Raw genomic sequence first — 16941 nt, 5'->3', positions numbered from 1 at the left:
CCATGGTGCTCGCGACCGAGCGCGATCGCTACGTCGTCGCGCGCACCGAGGCGGCGAGCACCCTCGCGCGCATCGACGTGGCGGAGGCCGGCGCGACGGCCGCGCCGCTGTCGCTCCCCTCGACCAAGCCGGTCACGGACGCCTCGCTTGCGACCGCCGATGGCTCGCTCTGGATCCTGCTCAGTGAAGGCGACGGGGTGGAGCTGTTCCGCCGGAACAAGGAGGGCGTCTATACGCGCGCGACGTTCCCCGAGGGCCAGGGGCTCTCGCCCACAGGGATGGCCGCTGCGAGCGCCGACGTGGTGTACCTCGCGGGCACGACGTCCAATGTGCGCTCCGTGATCCTGTAGTCTCGTCCAGGCAAGCTCTCCTTTCCCTCGGAGGAGCGAGGCGCGGGAGGTCCCGACGCGGGCGCCCCGACGGCGCCGGACGGCGGAGCGCAGGACGGCGGAGCCGCGAGCGCAGCGCCGGCCGCGCTCTCCTCGAGCTGCGCGTCGCCGTTCGTGATCCTCTTCGCCGTCAGCAAGTCAGCGCCTGCGGACGACGACTATCCCGCGACGCGTGACGCGCTCTCTTCACCCCTGCGGAGGTCCTCCGTGAGGTGAGGCTCGCGGGCGCGTCGTGACGGCTCAGCTGATCCCCATGGGCGCGCCGCCCTCGGCGACGAACCGATCGGCGATGTCCACGAGGAGCGCGTCGGTGGCGGGCTTGCTCTTCACGGTGACCTGCGTCTCGTCCGCCAGGAGCACGAACGAGCCGACCACCTTGCCGTCGAGCCGCACCTCGTGGCTCCCGCCGGGCGGAGCGGGGGCAACCTCGTAGACCTTGCCGTCGCGTGCCTTGATCTTCATGACCTAGCGGTAGCACGCAGGAGCGCCGAGCGCGTTCCCCCGCGCGGCAGCCCCACGGCAGGGCGCCTAGGGCAAGAGCCCCTCCACCGCGGGCGGATTGCGCGGTAGGATGCGGCCGCGCGCTGCGCGCGAGGAGTGTTCACCGTGCCGAGATTCGATCTGATCCCGAGCCCGTTGCTCGCGTCGACGACGGCGCGGGAGCGACCCGGGGAGAGCGTCATGACAGCGGCCTCCGCGCGCGCCATCGAACCACGGACCCACGCCGCGGGCCGCCCGCTCGACGCCGATCGCTGATGCTGACGCCAGCGCCTGGCCAGCCCCCCGAAGCCGGCGGCGGATGGATCGTCCTCGGCGTCCTGAACGAGATCCTCCTCAAGCTCGCCGACCAGCCGGACCTCCGGTCGCTGTGGGAAGAGGTCTGCGCGAGCGCGCGCTGGATCGTCCCGTCCCAGCGGCTCTGCGTCGTGCTCGCCAACGACGGCGGCGGCGCCAGGATCGCGGCGAGGTACGAGCGCGGCACCTTCGAGTACGGGGCGCCCGAGGGCGGCGGCGTCGTCGTGGACGCCTGGATGGTCGCGGCGCTGGAGGCGCAGCGCCCCGCGTGGTTCAGGGGGCCGTGGGACGAGGCGCGCGAGGCGGATCGCGCGCGCGCGTGGCTCCTCGCGGACGACCCCGACGTCGTCTTCCACGTGCCGATCCAGGTCTACAAGAAGACCATCGGCACGATGCTCTTCGCCCTGGGAGACCAGCGCCAAATCGACCGGAAGGCGCTGGCGAGCGCGACCACGTACGCGCTGTACGTCGGGGCCACGTACACGACGCTCAGGAACTCGCTCGATCTCGCCGCCGCGAGCGCGCAGCTGCGCGAGCAGAACGACGAGCTCGAGCGGGTCCAGATCGAGCTGCGCCTGCAGCTCGACCGGGTCCGCGCGGCGCACGAGGCGATGCTCGAGATGTCGACGCCGATCATCCAGGTGTGGGACGGCGTGCTCACGCTGCCCGTGATCGGCACGATCGACAGCGCGAGGGCGGCCCGCATGATGGAAGAGGTGCTCGACGCGGTCGTCCGGCACGGCGCCCGCTTCATGATCGTGGACCTCACGGGCGCGCAGGCGACGGACACCTCGACCATCGATCACCTGCTGCGGATCTTCGCGGCGACGAGGCTGCTCGGCAGCCGGTGCATCGTCTCCGGCGTCCCGACGGCGATGGTCGGGAGCATCCTGGAGTCCGGCGGCAGCCTCGACGGGATCCCGGTGTTCAGCACGCTGAAGAGCGCGCTCGAGCACGCGGTGGGCGCGATCCGGCAGCAGGCACAGCCGGCGCGCCGGTAGCCGCCGCAGCCGGAGGAGCGCCCGGACCGGAGCGGTGAAGGCCGCGCGCCGCGCGCCGCGCGCCGCGCGCTGTGATACGCCCGCGATCCCACACAGGAGCGTGACGGATGAAGCTCGCGATGATCGGACTCGGCAGGATGGGCGCCAACATGGCGCGCCGGCTCATGCGCGGCGGCCACGAGGTCGTCGCGTTCGATCTGAACCAGGACAGCGTGAAGCGGCTCGGCGAGGAGGGCGCGGCGACGGCCTCCTCCCTGGGCGACGCGGTGGCGCAGCTCGCGTCGCCGCGGGTGGTCTGGGTCATGCTCCCCGCGGGCGCGCCGACCGAGCGCGTCGTGGAGGAGCTCGGCGAGCAGCTCGGCGCGGGCGACGTGATCATCGACGGGGGCAACACCTACTTCAAGGACGACGTCCGCCGCGCCAGGGCGCTCGCCCCGAAGGGCATCCGCTATGTCGACGCGGGCACGAGCGGCGGCGTGTGGGGGATCGACCGCGGCTACTGCCTGATGGTGGGCGGCGCCCCCGAGGCGTTCGCCCTGGTGCAGCCGATCCTGCGGACGCTCGCGCCGGGGCCGGGGGACATCCCGCGCACGCCGGGCAGGCAGGAGGCCCAGGGCGGCGCGCAGAGCACGTCGGAGGAGGGCTACCTGCACTGCGGCCCGGTCGGCGCCGGGCACTTCGTGAAGATGGTCCACAACGGCATCGAGTACGGCCTCATGCAGGCCTACGCGGAGGGGTTCGACATCCTCAAGAACGCGGCGGGGGAGCGCCTGCCCGAGGAGCACCGGTACGCGCTCGACCTCGGCGAGATCGCCGAGGTCTGGCGGCGGGGCAGCGTGGTGGGGTCGTGGCTGCTCGACCTCACCGCGATCGCCCTCGCCGAGAGCCCGGAGCTCACCGGCTACAGCGGCTTCGTGCAGGACTCCGGCGAGGGCCGCTGGACCGTGATGGCGGCGATCGAGGAGGCCGTCCCCGCCGAGGTGCTGTCGTCGGCGCTCTACGCGCGCTTCCGCTCACGCCACGATCACACCTTCGCCGAGAAGGTCCTCTCCGCGATGCGGCACAAGTTCGGCGGGCACCTGGAGCGCCCCACGGGGGGCTGAGCGGCGTCCCTGCTTGCCGATCGAGCGAGGCTCCGGGAGCGCTCCCTGGGCACCCGTGCGCGCGGCGCCGCGGGGGAGAACCTCATCCTCCTGAAGAAGCTCACGAATGGGGTGATAAGCTGCTGAATTTGCTGTATTTTTAGCTCAGAGCTCAGAGAATCTCCGACGAGTCGCGCTCGTCGGGCTGCGCGCGCTGGCCGGCGGCGAGGAGCGCCTCGGCGAGGAGCATCGCGTCGACCGGCCAGAGCTCGGGTGGACGCCGGTGCTTCGCCCCGGCCTCGGGGAGCGGGCGGCAGCTGAGCACGAGGCGGCGGAAGCGGTCCGGGACGGCGTCCCGGCCGTGCGCCGCGCCAAGCAGCGCGCCGGCGATCGCGGCGTTCGTGTCGGTGTCGCCGCCGGCCATCACCGTGTCGACGAGGCCTCGCTCGAGCGAGGGCGCGTGGAGGAGCTGGTGGAACGCGTTCTGCAGGGCGATGAGGACCCAGCCGGCCTGGTGCGAGAAGCTCCGGGGCGGGGCGCTGCGCGCGGCCGTGAGCGCGGCGACGACCGCGCGCTCCCCGCTCCGCTCCGCCTCGTCGAGGGCGGCGGCGCAGGCGCCCTCGACGCCGGCGCCGCCCACCGCCGCGGCGATGGCCGCGACGAACGCGGCGGAGGCGGCGCAGCAGACCGGGTGGGGGTGCGTCAGCGCGCTGTCGTCGCGCGCCCAGGCCGCGGCCTCCCGCGGGCGGCCCGCGCCGAGGACGCCGAGCGGCGCCGCGCGCATCACCGAGCCGTTCGCCTCGCTGGTCAGGCTCGCGGCGGCGCGGGCGCGATCGCGGCGCGCGCCGGGCAGCGGCGCGCCCGCGGCGGCCCTGAGCGCGGCCGCCGTTGTGTTGCCGATGTCGAACGGGCCGGAGCCGTACCAGTGCACGTAGGCGTCGAGCGCGGCCTCCGCGACGAAGCCGCGCTTGCGGACGATCGAGCGCGCGAGCATGAGCGCCATCTCGGAGTCGTCCGTCGGCTGCCCGGCCAGCGTGCCCCACGTCCCGCCGTCGGCGAGGTCGCGGACGCCGTCCGGGTAGAGCGGCGCGATCGCCTCCGCGGTGCGGAACTCGACGAGCGCGCCGAGCGCGTCGCCCGCGAGCTGGCCGAGCAGGCAGCCCTGTGCGCGCGCGAGCGTGCCAGCGCCCTCGACGAGCAGGCTGCGCGAGGGGCGCAGGAGCCCGTACGTGCCCTGCGGCGGCGGGATGCGGCCGTGGATGACGGCGTTCCACGGGCGGCGCGCGAGCTCGCGCACGACCGCGGGCGCGCCGCCGAAGAGGCGGCAGACCTCGCCGTCGCCCTGCGCGGTGTACGCGATGGGCGCGCCGTCGTCGTCGACGAGCTCGCCGCCCGCGGCGCGCACGAGCGCGTGCCCGGCGGCGTAGTCCCAGCTGCGGGGCCGGCTGAGCGAGACCGCGGCGACGCCCTCGCCGGCCGCGGCCAGGGCGAGCCGGTAGGCGAGGCTCGGGAGCGCGAGGAACCGCGCGGGGGCGACGCAGCGGGCGTTGCGGGCGGGGAGGTAATCCGCCGACTGCGACAGCAGCACGACGGCGTAGCGATCGAGCGCGCCGCCGGCGAGCGACGGCGAGACTGCGGCGCCGTTGCGCCGGATCGGCCCGGCGCCCTCGGCCCAGGCGATGAGATCGCCGTCGTCGTCGGGGTAGGCGTACGCGAAGACGACGCCGAGCACCGGGGTGCCCTCGCGGAGGAGGCCGATGGAGACCGAGGCGCCGCGATAGCCGTGCAGGAAGGACGCGGTGCCGTCGTGCGGATCGACGACCCAGCGGTGCGACGGGTCCACGCCGTCCAGGGCGCCGGTCTCCTCCCCGAGGAACGCGTACGGGGTGGCCCGGGTGAGCGCGTCGCGCAGCAGGAGCTCGACCTCCACGTCGACGTCGGCGTTCGTCCCGGCGCCGCGTGGGCCGCCCGGGCGGTGGAACTCCGCGCGGAGGAGCGCGCCCGCGCGGCGCGCCGCGTCGACGGCCAGCGCGAGCTCAGCGTCGTAGCCCATGCCGTTCCCCTGGTTCCACGCGAGGCACCCTACCCCAGGTCGGCGCGCTGGCGGTGGCCGGCGTCGAGATCACCCGGGGGAGGCGCGGCGCCGTAGCCGCGCACATCGGCGACGGCCGCGTCGACCTGCGCGACGATGGTGCGGGCGTGGTCGAGGAACGCCGCGCCGGCCGGCAGGAGCCGCATGCCGCGCGCGGTGCGCTCGAACAGCGGCGCGCCGAGCTCGTCCTCCAGGCCGCGGATCTGCCGGCTGAGGGGCGGCTGCGCGATGTGGAGCCGGCGCGCGGCGCGGCCGACGTGGCCCTCCTCGGCGACGGCGATGAAGTAACGGATCTGCGAGAGGCTCACGCGGCCGATTCTAGCCCGAACCCCGCGCGCGGGGAGCCGCGCGCGAGGGCCCGAGATCAAAACGGTATTGGATGGCCGCTCGCTGCGCGCGCATACGCCTCGCATGAACGTGGACATCCTCAGGCCTCACGCGTGCGAGGCGATGCGGCGCGCAGGGCGCGCCGCGGCGGCGACGCTCTCGGCCGTCGGAGCGCGGCTCCAGCCCTTCGTGACGACGGCGGACATCGATCAGTGGGTGCGTGAGGACACGGCGCGGCGCGGCGGCCGCCCGAGTCAGCTCGGCTACAAGGGCTTCCCTGCGGCGGTGTGCACGAGCCGGAACCACGTCGTGTGCCACGGCATCCCGCGGCGCGACGAGGTGCTCCTGCCGGGCGACATCGTCAACGTCGACGTGACCACGGAGCTCGACGGCTACCACGGCGACACCTCCGCGACGTTCTTCATCGGGGACCCGAGCCCCGAGGCGCTGCACGTGGTGGACGTCGCCAGGCGCTGCCGGGACGCGGGCATCGCGGTCGTGCGCGACGGGGCGCGGCTCGGCGACATCGGCGCGGCGATCGAGGAGATCGCGCGCGCGGAGGGGTGCGGCGTGGTCCGCGAGGTCGGCGGGCACGGCATCGGACGGAGGATGCACCTGCCGCCGCACGTCGCGCACACCGGGGTGCGCGGGGCGGGCATGCGGCTCCGCGCCGGGATGGCCATCACGATCGAGCCGATGGTCAACCTGGGCTCGCACCGCATCCGCACGCTCGACGACGGGTGGACCATGGTCACGGAGGACGGCAGCCTCTCGGCGCAGTTCGAGCACACCGTGCTCGTCACGCGGGACGGCTGCGAGATCCTGACGCTCTCCTGAGGCTCCGAGGGCCGCCCTGGGGCCTGCGCCCGCGCGCTCGCAGGCCAAGGATCCTGGGAAATGCTAGGATGAGGGCCCATGCGGCAGGCGCTCGAGCACGGCTACGCGTTCGATCCCGACGACCCGCGCGCCCCCTCCGAGGCGACGTGGGAGCGCATGACCGACGAGGAGCGCGCGCGGGTCGTGGACATGCTTCCGTCCGAGTTCGAGCTCGAGCCGCCCGAGGGCGATCCGCACCGCGTGGCCGCGGCGCAGGTGATCGCGACGCTCGACGCGTACTTCCGCCGGAGCGGGCGGAGGATCTACCTGTCCTCGAACCTCGCGGTGTTCTACCCGGACGAGCCTGCCTTCGCGCCCGATCTGCTCGCCGTCCTCGACGTGGAGCCTGGCGAGAGGATGAAATGGGTCGTCGGCGCGGAGGGCAAGGGGCTCGATCTGGTGCTGGAGGTGGCCTACGCGGGCAACCTGACGAAGGATTTCGAGACCAACGTCGAGCGTTATGCCCGGCTCGGCATCTCCGAGTACTTCATCTTCGACCGGCGCCGGCTGAGCCTCCGCGGATACCGGCTCCCGCCGGCCGACACGGCTCGCAGGGCGCGGAGCTACCAGCCCGTCCTGCCCCAGGCAGGCCGGTTCGCGTCGCAGGTGCTCGGGCTGGAGCTCGCGGTGGAGGGCTCGAAGCTGCGCTTCTTCAGCGGGACGGCGAAGCTGGAAGAGGCGGATGAGCTGATCGCGCGGCTCGGCGTGATGCTGGACGACGTGCTCGCGCGCAAGGACGATGCGGAGCTGCGCGCCGCGGGCGAGGCCAGCCGCGCCGAGGAGGCCGAGCTTCGCGCCGAGGCGGAGGCCAGGCGCGCGTCGGACCTGGAGCGCCAGCTCGCCGAGGCGCTGGCCGAGATCGAGCGCCTCCGCCGCGACTGACCACGCTCGCGGCGCGCGCGAACGCGGCGGCGTCACACCCCCTTGGTCACCCAGGCCCAGACGAACTCGCACTCCATCGGCGACGCGCCGCTCTCGTCGGTCACCGTGACGGCGACCGCCACGTCCCCTTTCGGCTGGTCCAGGAAGGATTGGCGCTGCTCGGGCGTGAGGGTCGCGACCGCGCGGAGGCCGCCTTGGGCGCGGCGCTTGTAGTCAATCTTCATGCTGCGCAGGAGCGGTAGCTTGTCGTCCGGCAGGTTGACGGCGACGACGAAGCCGGTCGCCGTCTCGGCCAGGAGCCCCGCCGCGGCGGCGTGCACCCCGCCGATGTGGTTCCGCACCCTGCGCCCGTTGGCGAGCCGCAGCGCCACCCGATCCGAGCTCACCTCGTCGAACTGGACTCCGGCGGTCCCGGTGAACGGCACCATGCGCTGGAACAGCACGCTCTGCGCGCGCGTGCGAAGGAAGGACGGAAGCGCCTGGAGCGGCGCGAGCGAGCGGGCGATGAAGTTCAGCTGGGACATAGACCCTCCGGAGGCGAGCTTAGCGCATGCTGGCCCGGCGCCTCATCAGGCTGTGGGCGGCGCGGATCCCGCGTCAGCGCCGCCGCCGCTGTGGCTTGCTCGCCGCGACCGCGGCCTCTTCCTCGGCCTGCTCCGCCGTGGAGCGCGCGGTGTCCGTCTCGACGCGCAGCTTGCCCTGGCGATCCCCCTCCTCCGCCGCGCCGATGCGCTGGCGCGGGGCCGCCGCAGGGCGCCAGTCCTTGCCGATCGCCCTCGCCATGGCCACCTCGTGCCTGCGGCGATGGTGCTCGTGCCACCACCGCATCTGCTCGGCCTCCTCCGCCCAGTCGTCCTCGTGCGCGGTGAACGCGACCAGCCCGTGGATGGCGACGCCGATGGCCCAGCCCAGCGGGATGATCGCCGCCCAGAGCACGACGCCGAGCGGAAAGGCGAGCGTGAGGAGCGCCGCGTTGACGATGAGGTAGACGCCGAGGTGCCGGTAGAAATCGCGGCGCTTGCGCCGGAGCCACGCGGCGCGCTCGGCAGCGGTCGCCGCGCTCGACCTCCGCTCCATGCCGTCGCGCTCGTCGCGCTCGCGCCCGCGAAGCGCGCGGCTCGCCTCGCGCAGCGCCTCGGGGCCCACGCCCACCTCCGCCGCCGCGGCGAGCAGGTCGTCGAAGCCGAGGCGCGCGTCGCCCCGCGGGGCGCGCGCCACGCCTCCGTCGGCGGAGGCCTGGCGCTCGATCGCCTGCGCCAGGACGTCGCGGACCTCCTCGGTCGAGAACCGCTGCGCCGCGGTCTCGCCGCCGCGAGGCGCCTCGCTCCGCTGCGCGCCGGGCGCCTGCGCGGGCGGCGTGGACGTCGCTGCGGCAGGCGCGGCGGGCGCCTCGCCCCTCCCGGCCGCCTCGAGCGCGCGCAGGAGGTCGTCCATCGACGCGAACCGATCGTCGGGGCGCTTCGACAGCGCGCGCAGGACGACCGCGCTCACCGCGGGCGGCACGGCGGCGGCGTCGAGCAGGGCGCGGTCGACCTCGTCGGTGAGGATCGACGCGACGACGGCGAGCATGTCGCCGGCGCCGCGCCAGGGCAGCCTGCCGGTGAGGAGCTCGAAGGCGAGCACGCCCCACGCGAACTGGTCCGCGCGCCCGTCGAGCTCGGCGCCGCGGATCTGCTCCGGGGCCATGTAGACCGGCGTCCCGAGCTTGACGCCGAGCGCGGTCAGCGTCGGCAGCGCGGGGGCCTCGGTGGACGCGTTCGGATCGGCGTCGCCGGCGGCGCGGCGCGCGATGCCGAAGTCGAGCACCTTGATCACCCCGTCGTCCCGGACCATCACGTTCTCCGGCTTGATGTCCCGGTGGACGAGCCCCCGCCGGTGCGCCGCCGCGAGCGCGCGGGCGACGTCGGCGAGCCAGGCGACCCGCGTCGAGGCCGGCGCGTCGGCGCCGCTGATGGCGCTGCGCAGGGTGCGGCCCGGGACGAGCTCCATCACGATGAACGGCGTCCCCTCGATCTCGCCGACGTCGAAGATCGAGACGGCGTTCGGGTGGTCGAGCGCTGCGGCGGCGCGCGCCTCACGGAGCAGGCGCGCGCCGGCGTCCTCGTCCACGGCGCCGCCCGCGATCACCTTGACCGCGACGCGCCGCCCGAGCCGCGCGTCGTGCGCCCGGTAGACGCAGCCCATCCCCCCCTGCCCGATGGCGGCCTCGATCGTGTACCGCTCGAACGAATCGCCCGGCTTCAGCATTGCCGGCCGGGAGACTAATGGATCCGCGCGAGCTTGGACAGGCGGCCCTCGGCCGGGAACGGCGCGCGCGCGGCGTCGATCCGCGGCCGCTTGGCGCCCCGTTGGCCATGGAGGGCCCGGGGCGTGGCGTCAACTCCGCGCATCGCGGCGCCGCGGCTTGTGTAAGGTGGCGCCATGTCATCGCATCGAACGATGCTGCTCGGCGTCGCGGTCGGGGCAGCGGGCGGTCTCACGGCGAACGCTGTCGCGGCAGGGCACCCGGCGCTCACCTGGATCGTCGATCACATCACCTACCCGGTGGGCCAGATCTTCCTGCGCCTGCTGTTCATGCTCGTGCTCCCGATCTTGTTCTCGGCGCTCGTGATGGGCGTCTGCGAGCTCGATCTGAAGCACGTCGGTCGGCTCGGCCTGCGGACGCTGGGCTACACGGCCGTCGTCTCGAGCATCGCGGTGCTGATCGGCCTCGTCCTGGTGAACCTGATCCGCCCGGGTGACGGCCTGCCCGAGGCGGTCCGGACCCTCGCGCACGGCGGGGGGATCAAGGCGGCGACCGCGCCGGTCGACACCTCGCCGGTGGGGATGATCATCGCGATGGTGCCTGACAACGTCGTCAAGGCGGCGGCAGGGGGCGACGTGCTCGCGGTGATCACGTTCTCGCTGCTCTTCGGCATCGCGCTGTCGCTCACCCAGACCGACGCGGCGGCGCGGCTCCGCGAGTGCATCCAGGGGCTGCTCGACGTCTCGATGCGGCTCATCGAGGGGGTGCTCCGGTTCGCGGCGATCGGCGTGGGCGCGCTGCTCTTCACGATCACGTCCCGCATGGGCATCGGCATCATGCAGCAGCTGGCGGCGTACGTGCTCACGGTGCTGCTCGGCCTCGGCCTGCACATGTTCGTTGTCTATTCGCTCTCGGTCCGTTTCCTTGGCGGGATGTCGCCGGTCGCGTTCTTTCGCGGGAGCCGGACGGCGATCGTGACGGCGTTCTCGACCGCCTCGTCGAACGCGACGCTGCCGACCGCGCTGAAGGTGGCCGAGGAGGAGCTGAAGCTGCCGCCGTCCGTGTCGCGCTTCGTGCTGACCGCCGGCGCCGCGATGAACCAGAACGGGACGGCGCTGTTCGAGGGGGTGACCGTGCTCTTCCTGGCCCAGGTCTACGGCGTCTCGCTGAGCTTCGGGCAGCAGGCGACCGTGATGCTCATCTCGGTGCTCGGGGGGATCGGCACGGCGGGCATCCCGGCCGGCTCGCTGCCCGTCATCGCGATGATCCTCGGGATGCTCGGCATCCCGCCCGAGGGGCTCGGCCTGGTCCTCGGGGTGGATCGGTTCCTCGACATGTGCCGGACGGTGATCAACGTGGTGGGGGACCTGGCAGCGGCGGTGTTCGTGTCGCGGGATCAGCACCCGAAGCCGCAGGAAACCGCCGGCGCGTGACGTGACGGGGCGAGCGCCCACGCGCGACGCTTCGCGGAAGGCTGTTCCGTCGCGGTCGAGGTGCGCGGAAACGGCGAGCCGGTGGACGGTACCGCCCTCCGTCACTCCAGGGTGAACGTCGCTCCCGTCACCGGATCACGCAGCAAGATCGGCACGTCCTCGCCGGCGCTCTTCAAGCGCGCTCGCGCCTCCTTGATCGCCTCGTCCACGGCTGCCTCCGCTGCCTCCCGCGCGGCCTCCCCTGCCCCCTCGCCGCTCGCGCCGAGCTGGGCCGACCGCTGGTCCTCCTCGGCCCGCTGCGCCCGCTCGCGGTTCGCCTCGGTATCGAGGGCGTCGCTCGTCTCGCCGACGGGCACCACCTTCACGAGGAAGTCACCCACCCGCAGGCTCATCGGATCCGGCTTCTTCGGGTCGCTCACGGCGTCTGTCCTCCGGCCACGCATGAGCTTGCCTCGGTTCCGCGCGATCCACCACCCCGACCGCCGCGCAGATCGCGCGGCGCACGCGCGCGCCCCTCAGGAGAACGACCGGTGCTCCGGCCGGTAACGAGCGCTGGCCGTCGTCGTGGCATAGGAAGAGCGGTAGTCCGTCGCGAGCCAGACCAGGCCGACGGCCACGCCCGACACGAGATAGAAGCTCCTCGCCGCGGGCTCCTCATCGAAGCCGAACAGCCACGGCGCCGCGACGAGGAGCACGGCGACCGTGGCCTCGATCGCTCCGTGGACAGGGAACGGGATGAGCTTCGCGGCGCCCAGCGGGAACGCGGTGAGCAGCGTCATCCCGAGGTGCGCGGCGCCCAGGATGTAGCAGAGCGTCTCGGGGAGCCCGCCGAAGCCGAACAGCGAAGGGGCCAGCAGGAACAGGGCCGCAACCGCATAGTCCACAAACCCATGAGCTCGAGGCGACAGCATCTTCATGACCGACTCCTTGCAAAATCGATGTCCGGATTGATTGCCTTCGTCGGTCCGGAAATTTGCAAGGGGTATGCCGCCCAGACGCTCACGGGAGAGAGCTTGTCCTCCCGGCGACCTCGGCGGCCATTCGATGATCCATCGGCCAGGAAAGGAAGATCAGCGAGCGTGCGCCTGGAGGCGCCGGGCGCTTCGACGGCCGAACCCGCGCCACATTTCCGCCCGGGGGCTCGGCCACGAACGCTCTTCGTGTGGCACATTGCCCCGCCGTGCGTCACTTCGCGGCGGAGATCAGGAGCTCTGGATCGACGCGTGTCTCGAAGAGATTCATGCGCCAGTCGAGGTGCGGTCCGTTCGTGCGGCCGGTCATCCCGACGGTCGCGATGACCTGCCCCTGCTTGACCTCGTCGTTCACCTTCACGGCGAAGCCGTGGAGATGGATGAACGTGGAGGTCAGTCCCTGCCCGTGATCGATGATCACGGTGTGACCGCTCAGCGGGAGGTCCTTCTCGACGAGCACGACCTTGCCGCAGGCAGGCGCGCGCACCGGCGTACCGACGGGCACCGCGATGTCCACGCCCCAGTGGATCCCGCCGTCCGTGCCGTTGAGCAGGCGCGGCTGGCCGTACCGTGAGGTGATGGGGCCCTTGGACGGCCAGATGAAGCCGTTCTTGTAGCAGTTCCTCTTCGTGTACTTGCTCCGGATCGCGTCGAGCTTCTTCTCGGTCTGCGTGAGCTTCACGCGCGTCGCCATGTCGAGCTTGACCATGTTCTCCGGCAGGCGGTCGACCTTGTCGACCTCGAACTTGCGAGGCTCCACGTCGAAGAGCTTCTCGAGCACCTGCCCGTCGTCGAACGTGATGGTCAGCTTCTCCTGCGCTGGCGCGTTGCGCGAGAAGGCGATCAGGAACTCCCCTTCGTCGCTGACGGTCACGCGATGGCCGGGGAACGCCATGCGGCGCAGCTTGCCGTTCAGCTTCGCGCGCAGGAGCCCTCCCTGGACGGCGCGCCCTTCCACCGAGAGGCGGCTGTCGTCGGCCGCGGGCGGCCCGGCGTCGGCCGCCGCCGCGGGCGCCGCGGCATCGGCGGTGTCGGCCGCCGCGGGAACGGCGCTGGCGTCGGGCGCCTCGGCCGGCGCGCTGCTCGCGGAGGCGACCGGGGCGGCGGAGGCCATCGGCGCCGGATCGGCGGAGGCCTGGGCGCCCGTGGTGGACGAGCTCGAAGAAGGAGCCCCGCGATCGCAGGCAGCGATCGTGAGCAAGCTTACAAAGATGACGGGAACGCGCATGGCGTCGATCGTGCCAGAGTTTCCGCACACCGACGAGATAATGTCGAAGCGCGTCATTCGGGCATGGTCCGGTCGCAAACGACCTGTGCGCCTTGCAGACGACCTGTGCGCCTCGGTGCGGCGCCCTCCCCCCGTTGGCGCGCGACGAGCGCCAACGAGCACCCGGCTCGCGACGCCGCGCGCATCAGGCGATGCGCGGCGTGACGTGGCGGATCGAGCGCGGCGGCAGCGCGGTGAGGATCAGTTATCGAGGCGAGGGGTGTCGTGCCGCGGCTGCGACCGCGCCGGGGGCTGCGCCTGCGCGGAGGGCTGCGCCTGCGGCCGAGCATGCCCCTGGGGCTGTGGGCGGCCCTGTCCCTGCGGCCGCGCTTGCCCCTGGGGGTGCGGCCGGCCCTGTCCCTGCGGCCGGCCCTGTCCCTGAGGCCGGCCCTGTCCCTGAGGCCGGCCCTGTCCCTGAGGCCGGCCCTGTCCCTGAGGCCGGCCCTGTCCCTGCGGCCGAGCTTGCCCCTGCGCCTGCGATGCGGGCCTGGGATCGATCTGGAAGAAGGGAACCCCGGGGTCGGCGAGGAGGGGGAGGCGCTTCTGGATGAGGCGCTCGATGTCGGCGAGGTAAGCGCGCTCCTCGCTGTCGCAGAACGAGAGCGCCACCCCGGACGCCCCGGCGCGCGCCGTGCGGCCGATGCGGTGCACGTAGCTCTCCGGGATGTTCGGGAGGTCGTAGTTGATCACGTGCGAGATGTCGTCGATGTCGATGCCGCGCGCCGCGATGTCGGTCGCGACGAGCACGCTCGTCGTCCCCTGCTTGAAGCTCGCGAGCGCCCGCTCGCGCGCGCCCTGGGACTTGTTCCCGTGGATGGCGACCGCCTCGATGCGCGCACGGCTGAGCTGCTGGACCACGCGGTTGGCGCCGTGCTTCGTGCGGGTGAACACGATCGCCCGGCGGAGCGCGGGATCCTTGAGCACGTGCTCCAGCATCGCGCGCTTGTCGGACCGCTCGACGAAGACCACCCGCTGGTCGATGTTCTCGGCCGTCGTGGCGATCCGCGCGACCTCGACGCGCACCGGGTTGCGCAGGATGCTGTTCGCGAGCTTCAGGATGTCCGGCGGCATCGTCGCCGAGAACAGGAGCGTCTGCCGGCGCTCGGGCAGCATCGCGAGCACGCGCCGGATGTCGTGGATGAACCCCATGTCCAGCATCCGATCGGCCTCGTCGAGGACGAGCGTGTCGAGCCGACCAAACGGGGCGATGCCCTGCGAGCAGAGATCGAGCAGCCGGCCCGGCGTCGCCACGAGCACGTCGACGCCGCGGCGCAGCGCCTCCATCTGGGGGCGCTGCCCCACCCCGCCGAAGACGACCGCGGTCCGCAGGCCGAGGTTCTTGCCGTACGTGGTGAAGCTCTCGGCGATCTGCGCCGCGAGCTCGCGCGTCGGGGTGAGCACGAGCACGCGGAGCCCACCCTGCCTCGTCGTCCCGCCGCTCTGCGCGAGGCGCTGCAGGATCGGCAGCGCGAACGCGGCGGTCTTGCCCGTGCCGGTCTGCGCGCACCCGAGGAGGTCGTTGCCCTCCAGAATGGGCGGGATGGCCTGCTGCTGGATGGGCGTCGGGGCGCTGTACCCCTCGGCCTCGACGGCGCGGAGAAGCGGTTCGATGAGCTTGAGATCGGCAAATTGCATGGACATCGGGCTGGAATCGGGCTGGAGCACAGCCCCTCCTGAGCAAGGGCGGAAAGTACGCCGCGGCACCGCGCCCTCCTTGTGGAGAGGGTTCGATCACGGAGAGCTGCCGCCTCGCGCCGCCTTGAGCGGAGGCTGCGAGGACCAATGACAGCGACCGAGCACCGCGACCCGTGCCAGGTCAGTCCGAGGCGGCGACTCTAGTACGGCGTGATGAGGAAGTCGAGCCGCGACCGCGAGCCGACCGCGAGCCGTCGCGCTTTGCTCGCGCTGCTTCGCGTCCGGTGCCAGTTCCAGCTCCAGTTCCAGCTCCAGCTCCAGCTCCAGCTCCAGTTCCGGTTCCAGTTCCGGTTCCGGTGCCCGCGTTGCCTTGGCCGCGCCACGCTTCCCGCTGTCGTTGCCCGTTGCGCCGCCGCCGGAGCCGCGATCGCATCGCTCCGCTCGCGGTGCGCGGAGCGGCCTCCGCGCGCGCGGCGCACCATGCTAGACCGTCGCCCGAGCGGAGGGCCCGCTTCTCGTGCGCTCGCGCTCGCAGGTCGCCCCGCGTCGTCCGCGACCTCCAGCGTCTTCCCGCCCCTTCGGAGCAGCTCAGCACGCCATGGCCGAAACCGCCGAAGCCTCGAAAACGCCGGCTCAGGTCGGGCACTCCGCTCCGGAGCGCCCCGTCCCTCGGTTGCCCCGATCCCGGCTTCGGCGCTGGGTTCTCGGTGCCGTCGCCGTCCCGATGCTCTCCGGGGCCGGGTTATGGATCGCGGTGCACCGCATTCCATGGATGGGCCCGCTCGTCGCGAACGGGCTGCGTTCGGTGATCGGGGCGGAGAACGTGACGGCGCTCGAGGAGACCGCCTACGCCCTGGAGGATCGCGTCCACCAGCTCTGGCGCAAGGACGAGCCGCCGAAGACGTACTGGGAAGTGCCCGAGCAGCCGGGCCCGGCCGCGGCCGCCTCGCCGCCTTCGACCGCGACGCCGAGCCCGGCCGCGGGGGGCACCGGCGCGGCGGCGTTCCGGCCGACGGACGTCGGCCCCTCGCACGCGGCCTGGTCGGCTCCCGGCGACGGGCGGTGGGTGCCCATCGCGGATCACGCCCATCCGAGCGACGCGCCGCGCCTCCACAAGACGCTGCTCCACCCGGATCCGAACCGCTCCTGGGCGGAGCTGTTCATCGTGGCGGTGGATCTCGCGCGGGTCGATGTGCACCTCATGGCCGGCTCCCGCGAGCCGGCGGCGACGACCGAGGAGGGCAAGCCCTACGAGCGGCCCGCGAAGATCCCCGAGGCGGACCACGAGCGGCTGCTCGCGGCGTTCAACGGCGGCTTCATGACCGAGCACGGCCGGTGGGGGATGCGGGTCGACGGCGTGACGCTCGTGCGCCCCCGGGACCAGGGCTGCACGCTCGCGCGGCGCCGCGACGGGCGGCTGCAGATCGCGCCATGGCCCCGGCTTTCGGCGGGAGAGAGCGACATGCAGTGGTGGCGGCAGACGCCGAGCTGCATGGTCGACGAGGGCGAGCTTCACCCGCTGCTCCGCGCGCCGCAGGTCCGCAACTGGGGCGCCACGCTGGACGGCAACACGGTGATCCGCCGCTCCGCGGTGGGGCTCGACCGCGACGGCAAGGTCCTCTACGTCGGGATCAGCAATCACACGACGGCGCCCGCCATCGCGCTCGGGATGCAGCACGCCGGCGCCTCGACGGTGGCGCAGCTCGACGTGAACTGGTCGTACCCGAAGTTCCTCCTCTACGAGCCGGGTGAGGGCGGCGCCCTCGCGCCGGTCGCGCTGGCGAGCGGCTTCGAGTTCTCGGAAGACGAGTACATCCGCAAGCGCTCCCTGCGCGATTTCTTCTACCTGACCCGCAAGACCCCGGCGCCCTCGACCGCGACCCCGTGACCACGTGATGCCGCGCGGCGGCCGGCGGTCCGCTCCGGACCGGGGCTCGCGCCCGCGC

17 protein-coding genes are annotated in these 16941 nt (G+C 73.0%); 8 read left to right on the top strand and 9 right to left on the bottom strand.

Annotation, left to right across the window (positions count from 1 at the left end; translation table 11 throughout):
- The first annotated feature begins 2 nt into the window (after positions 1-2).
- A complete protein-coding gene (locus tag WMF27_RS17730; protein ID WP_437944335.1) occupies positions 3-350 on the top strand; it encodes a hypothetical protein in 348 nt (115 codons plus the stop codon).
- Positions 351-629: 279 nt separating this feature from the next.
- Here the strand turns inward: WMF27_RS17730 and WMF27_RS17725 are convergent, their stop codons facing one another.
- Positions 630-851 carry a hypothetical protein gene (locus tag WMF27_RS17725; protein ID WP_437492658.1) on the bottom strand — a complete coding sequence of 74 codons (222 nt, stop codon included), beginning with the start codon at positions 849-851 and terminating at the stop codon, positions 630-632.
- Positions 852-995: 144 nt separating this feature from the next.
- Between WMF27_RS17725 and WMF27_RS17720 the strand changes: the two genes are divergently transcribed.
- From WMF27_RS17720 to gnd, 3 genes are all read left to right on the top strand, one after another.
- On the top strand, positions 996-1145 hold the full coding sequence (locus WMF27_RS17720; protein WP_437944334.1) for a hypothetical protein: 150 nt from the start codon (positions 996-998) through the stop codon (positions 1143-1145).
- Positions 1145-2185, top strand: coding sequence for an STAS domain-containing protein (locus tag WMF27_RS17715; RefSeq protein WP_437944333.1), 1041 nt, complete (start codon positions 1145-1147; stop codon positions 2183-2185). The genes WMF27_RS17720 and WMF27_RS17715 overlap by 1 nt, the downstream gene beginning before the upstream one ends.
- Before the next feature lie 107 nt (positions 2186-2292).
- Positions 2293-3288, top strand: coding sequence for a phosphogluconate dehydrogenase (NAD(+)-dependent, decarboxylating) (gnd, locus tag WMF27_RS17710; RefSeq protein WP_437944332.1), 996 nt, complete (start codon positions 2293-2295; stop codon positions 3286-3288).
- A gap of 151 nt (positions 3289-3439) precedes the next feature.
- Here gnd and WMF27_RS17705 read toward each other — a convergent pair whose 3' ends face one another.
- Both WMF27_RS17705 and WMF27_RS17700 read right to left on the bottom strand, forming a co-directional pair.
- Positions 3440-5320, bottom strand: a complete 1881-nt coding sequence (locus WMF27_RS17705; RefSeq protein WP_437944331.1) for an inositol monophosphatase family protein — start codon at positions 5318-5320, stop codon at positions 3440-3442.
- A 29-nt stretch (positions 5321-5349) separates the two neighbouring features.
- Complete coding sequence (locus tag WMF27_RS17700) at positions 5350-5667, bottom strand: LysR family transcriptional regulator (RefSeq protein WP_437767703.1); 318 nt, start codon at positions 5665-5667, stop codon at positions 5350-5352.
- 103 nt (positions 5668-5770) lie between these two features.
- On the opposite strand from WMF27_RS17700, the gene map reads away from it, so the two are divergent.
- Both map and WMF27_RS17690 read left to right on the top strand, forming a co-directional pair.
- Positions 5771-6523 carry a type I methionyl aminopeptidase gene (gene map, locus WMF27_RS17695; RefSeq protein ID WP_437767704.1) on the top strand — a complete coding sequence of 251 codons (753 nt, stop codon included), beginning with the start codon at positions 5771-5773 and terminating at the stop codon, positions 6521-6523.
- 78 nt (positions 6524-6601) lie between these two features.
- Positions 6602-7444: a Uma2 family endonuclease gene (locus WMF27_RS17690; protein WP_437767705.1), complete on the top strand. Its 843-nt coding sequence runs from the start codon at positions 6602-6604 to the stop codon at positions 7442-7444.
- 32 nt (positions 7445-7476) lie between these two features.
- Here WMF27_RS17690 and WMF27_RS17685 read toward each other — a convergent pair whose 3' ends face one another.
- A complete protein-coding gene (locus WMF27_RS17685) occupies positions 7477-7968 on the bottom strand; it encodes a hotdog fold domain-containing protein (RefSeq protein ID WP_437767706.1) in 492 nt (163 codons plus the stop codon).
- A 73-nt stretch (positions 7969-8041) separates the two neighbouring features.
- A complete protein-coding gene (locus WMF27_RS17680; RefSeq protein WP_437767707.1) occupies positions 8042-9691 on the bottom strand; it encodes a protein kinase domain-containing protein in 1650 nt (549 codons plus the stop codon).
- A 174-nt stretch (positions 9692-9865) separates the two neighbouring features.
- Here WMF27_RS17680 and WMF27_RS17675 point away from each other — a divergent pair, with 174 nt between their 5' ends.
- Positions 9866-11122: a dicarboxylate/amino acid:cation symporter gene (locus tag WMF27_RS17675; RefSeq protein ID WP_437944329.1), complete on the top strand. Its 1257-nt coding sequence runs from the start codon at positions 9866-9868 to the stop codon at positions 11120-11122.
- Between the two features lie 101 nt (positions 11123-11223).
- Here the strand turns inward: WMF27_RS17675 and WMF27_RS17670 are convergent, their stop codons facing one another.
- The 4 genes from WMF27_RS17670 to WMF27_RS17655 form a co-directional block, all read right to left on the bottom strand.
- Complete coding sequence (locus WMF27_RS17670; protein ID WP_437944328.1) at positions 11224-11541, bottom strand: hypothetical protein; 318 nt, start codon at positions 11539-11541, stop codon at positions 11224-11226.
- Between the two features lie 96 nt (positions 11542-11637).
- Entirely contained in the window at positions 11638-12039 is a 402-nt protein-coding gene (locus WMF27_RS17665; protein WP_012236164.1) for an SPW repeat domain-containing protein, read from the bottom strand.
- A 268-nt stretch (positions 12040-12307) separates the two neighbouring features.
- Positions 12308-13321: a M23 family metallopeptidase gene (locus WMF27_RS17660; protein ID WP_437944327.1), complete on the bottom strand. Its 1014-nt coding sequence runs from the start codon at positions 13319-13321 to the stop codon at positions 12308-12310.
- 240 nt (positions 13322-13561) lie between these two features.
- Positions 13562-14995: a DEAD/DEAH box helicase gene (locus tag WMF27_RS17655; RefSeq protein ID WP_437944326.1), complete on the bottom strand. Its 1434-nt coding sequence runs from the start codon at positions 14993-14995 to the stop codon at positions 13562-13564.
- 754 nt (positions 14996-15749) lie between these two features.
- On the opposite strand from WMF27_RS17655, the gene WMF27_RS17650 reads away from it, so the two are divergent.
- A complete protein-coding gene (locus WMF27_RS17650) occupies positions 15750-16883 on the top strand; it encodes a hypothetical protein (RefSeq protein ID WP_437767711.1) in 1134 nt (377 codons plus the stop codon).
- The last annotated feature ends 58 nt before the right edge of the window (positions 16884-16941 follow it).

The sequence above is a fragment of the Sorangium sp. So ce281 genome, assembly GCF_051527395.1.
Classification (GTDB): domain Bacteria; phylum Myxococcota_A; class Polyangia; order Polyangiales; family Polyangiaceae; genus Sorangium; species Sorangium cellulosum_B.
This window is presented reverse-complemented; position numbering and strand designations above follow the sequence as displayed.

Bases quoted from the DNA above. Each gene is read 5' to 3' on its own strand.
- WMF27_RS17730 (WP_437944335.1), top strand. From the start codon at position 3: ATGGTGCTCGCGACCGAGCGCGATCGCTACGTCGTCGCGCGCACCGAG.
- WMF27_RS17725 (WP_437492658.1), bottom strand. From the start codon at position 851: ATGAAGATCAAGGCACGCGACGGCAAGGTCTACGAGGTTGCCCCCGCT.
- WMF27_RS17715 (WP_437944333.1), top strand. From the start codon at position 1,145: ATGCTGACGCCAGCGCCTGGCCAGCCCCCCGAAGCCGGCGGCGGATGG.
- gnd (WP_437944332.1), top strand. From the start codon at position 2,293: ATGAAGCTCGCGATGATCGGACTCGGCAGGATGGGCGCCAACATGGCG.
- WMF27_RS17705 (WP_437944331.1), bottom strand. From the start codon at position 5,320: ATGGGCTACGACGCTGAGCTCGCGCTGGCCGTCGACGCGGCGCGCCGC.
- map (WP_437767704.1), top strand. From the start codon at position 5,771: ATGAACGTGGACATCCTCAGGCCTCACGCGTGCGAGGCGATGCGGCGC.
- WMF27_RS17690 (WP_437767705.1), top strand. From the start codon at position 6,602: ATGCGGCAGGCGCTCGAGCACGGCTACGCGTTCGATCCCGACGACCCG.
- WMF27_RS17685 (WP_437767706.1), bottom strand. From the start codon at position 7,968: ATGTCCCAGCTGAACTTCATCGCCCGCTCGCTCGCGCCGCTCCAGGCG.
- WMF27_RS17680 (WP_437767707.1), bottom strand. From the start codon at position 9,691: ATGCTGAAGCCGGGCGATTCGTTCGAGCGGTACACGATCGAGGCCGCC.
- WMF27_RS17675 (WP_437944329.1), top strand. From the start codon at position 9,866: ATGTCATCGCATCGAACGATGCTGCTCGGCGTCGCGGTCGGGGCAGCG.
- WMF27_RS17665 (WP_012236164.1), bottom strand. From the start codon at position 12,039: ATGAAGATGCTGTCGCCTCGAGCTCATGGGTTTGTGGACTATGCGGTT.
- WMF27_RS17660 (WP_437944327.1), bottom strand. From the start codon at position 13,321: ATGCGCGTTCCCGTCATCTTTGTAAGCTTGCTCACGATCGCTGCCTGC.
- WMF27_RS17655 (WP_437944326.1), bottom strand. From the start codon at position 14,995: ATGCAATTTGCCGATCTCAAGCTCATCGAACCGCTTCTCCGCGCCGTC.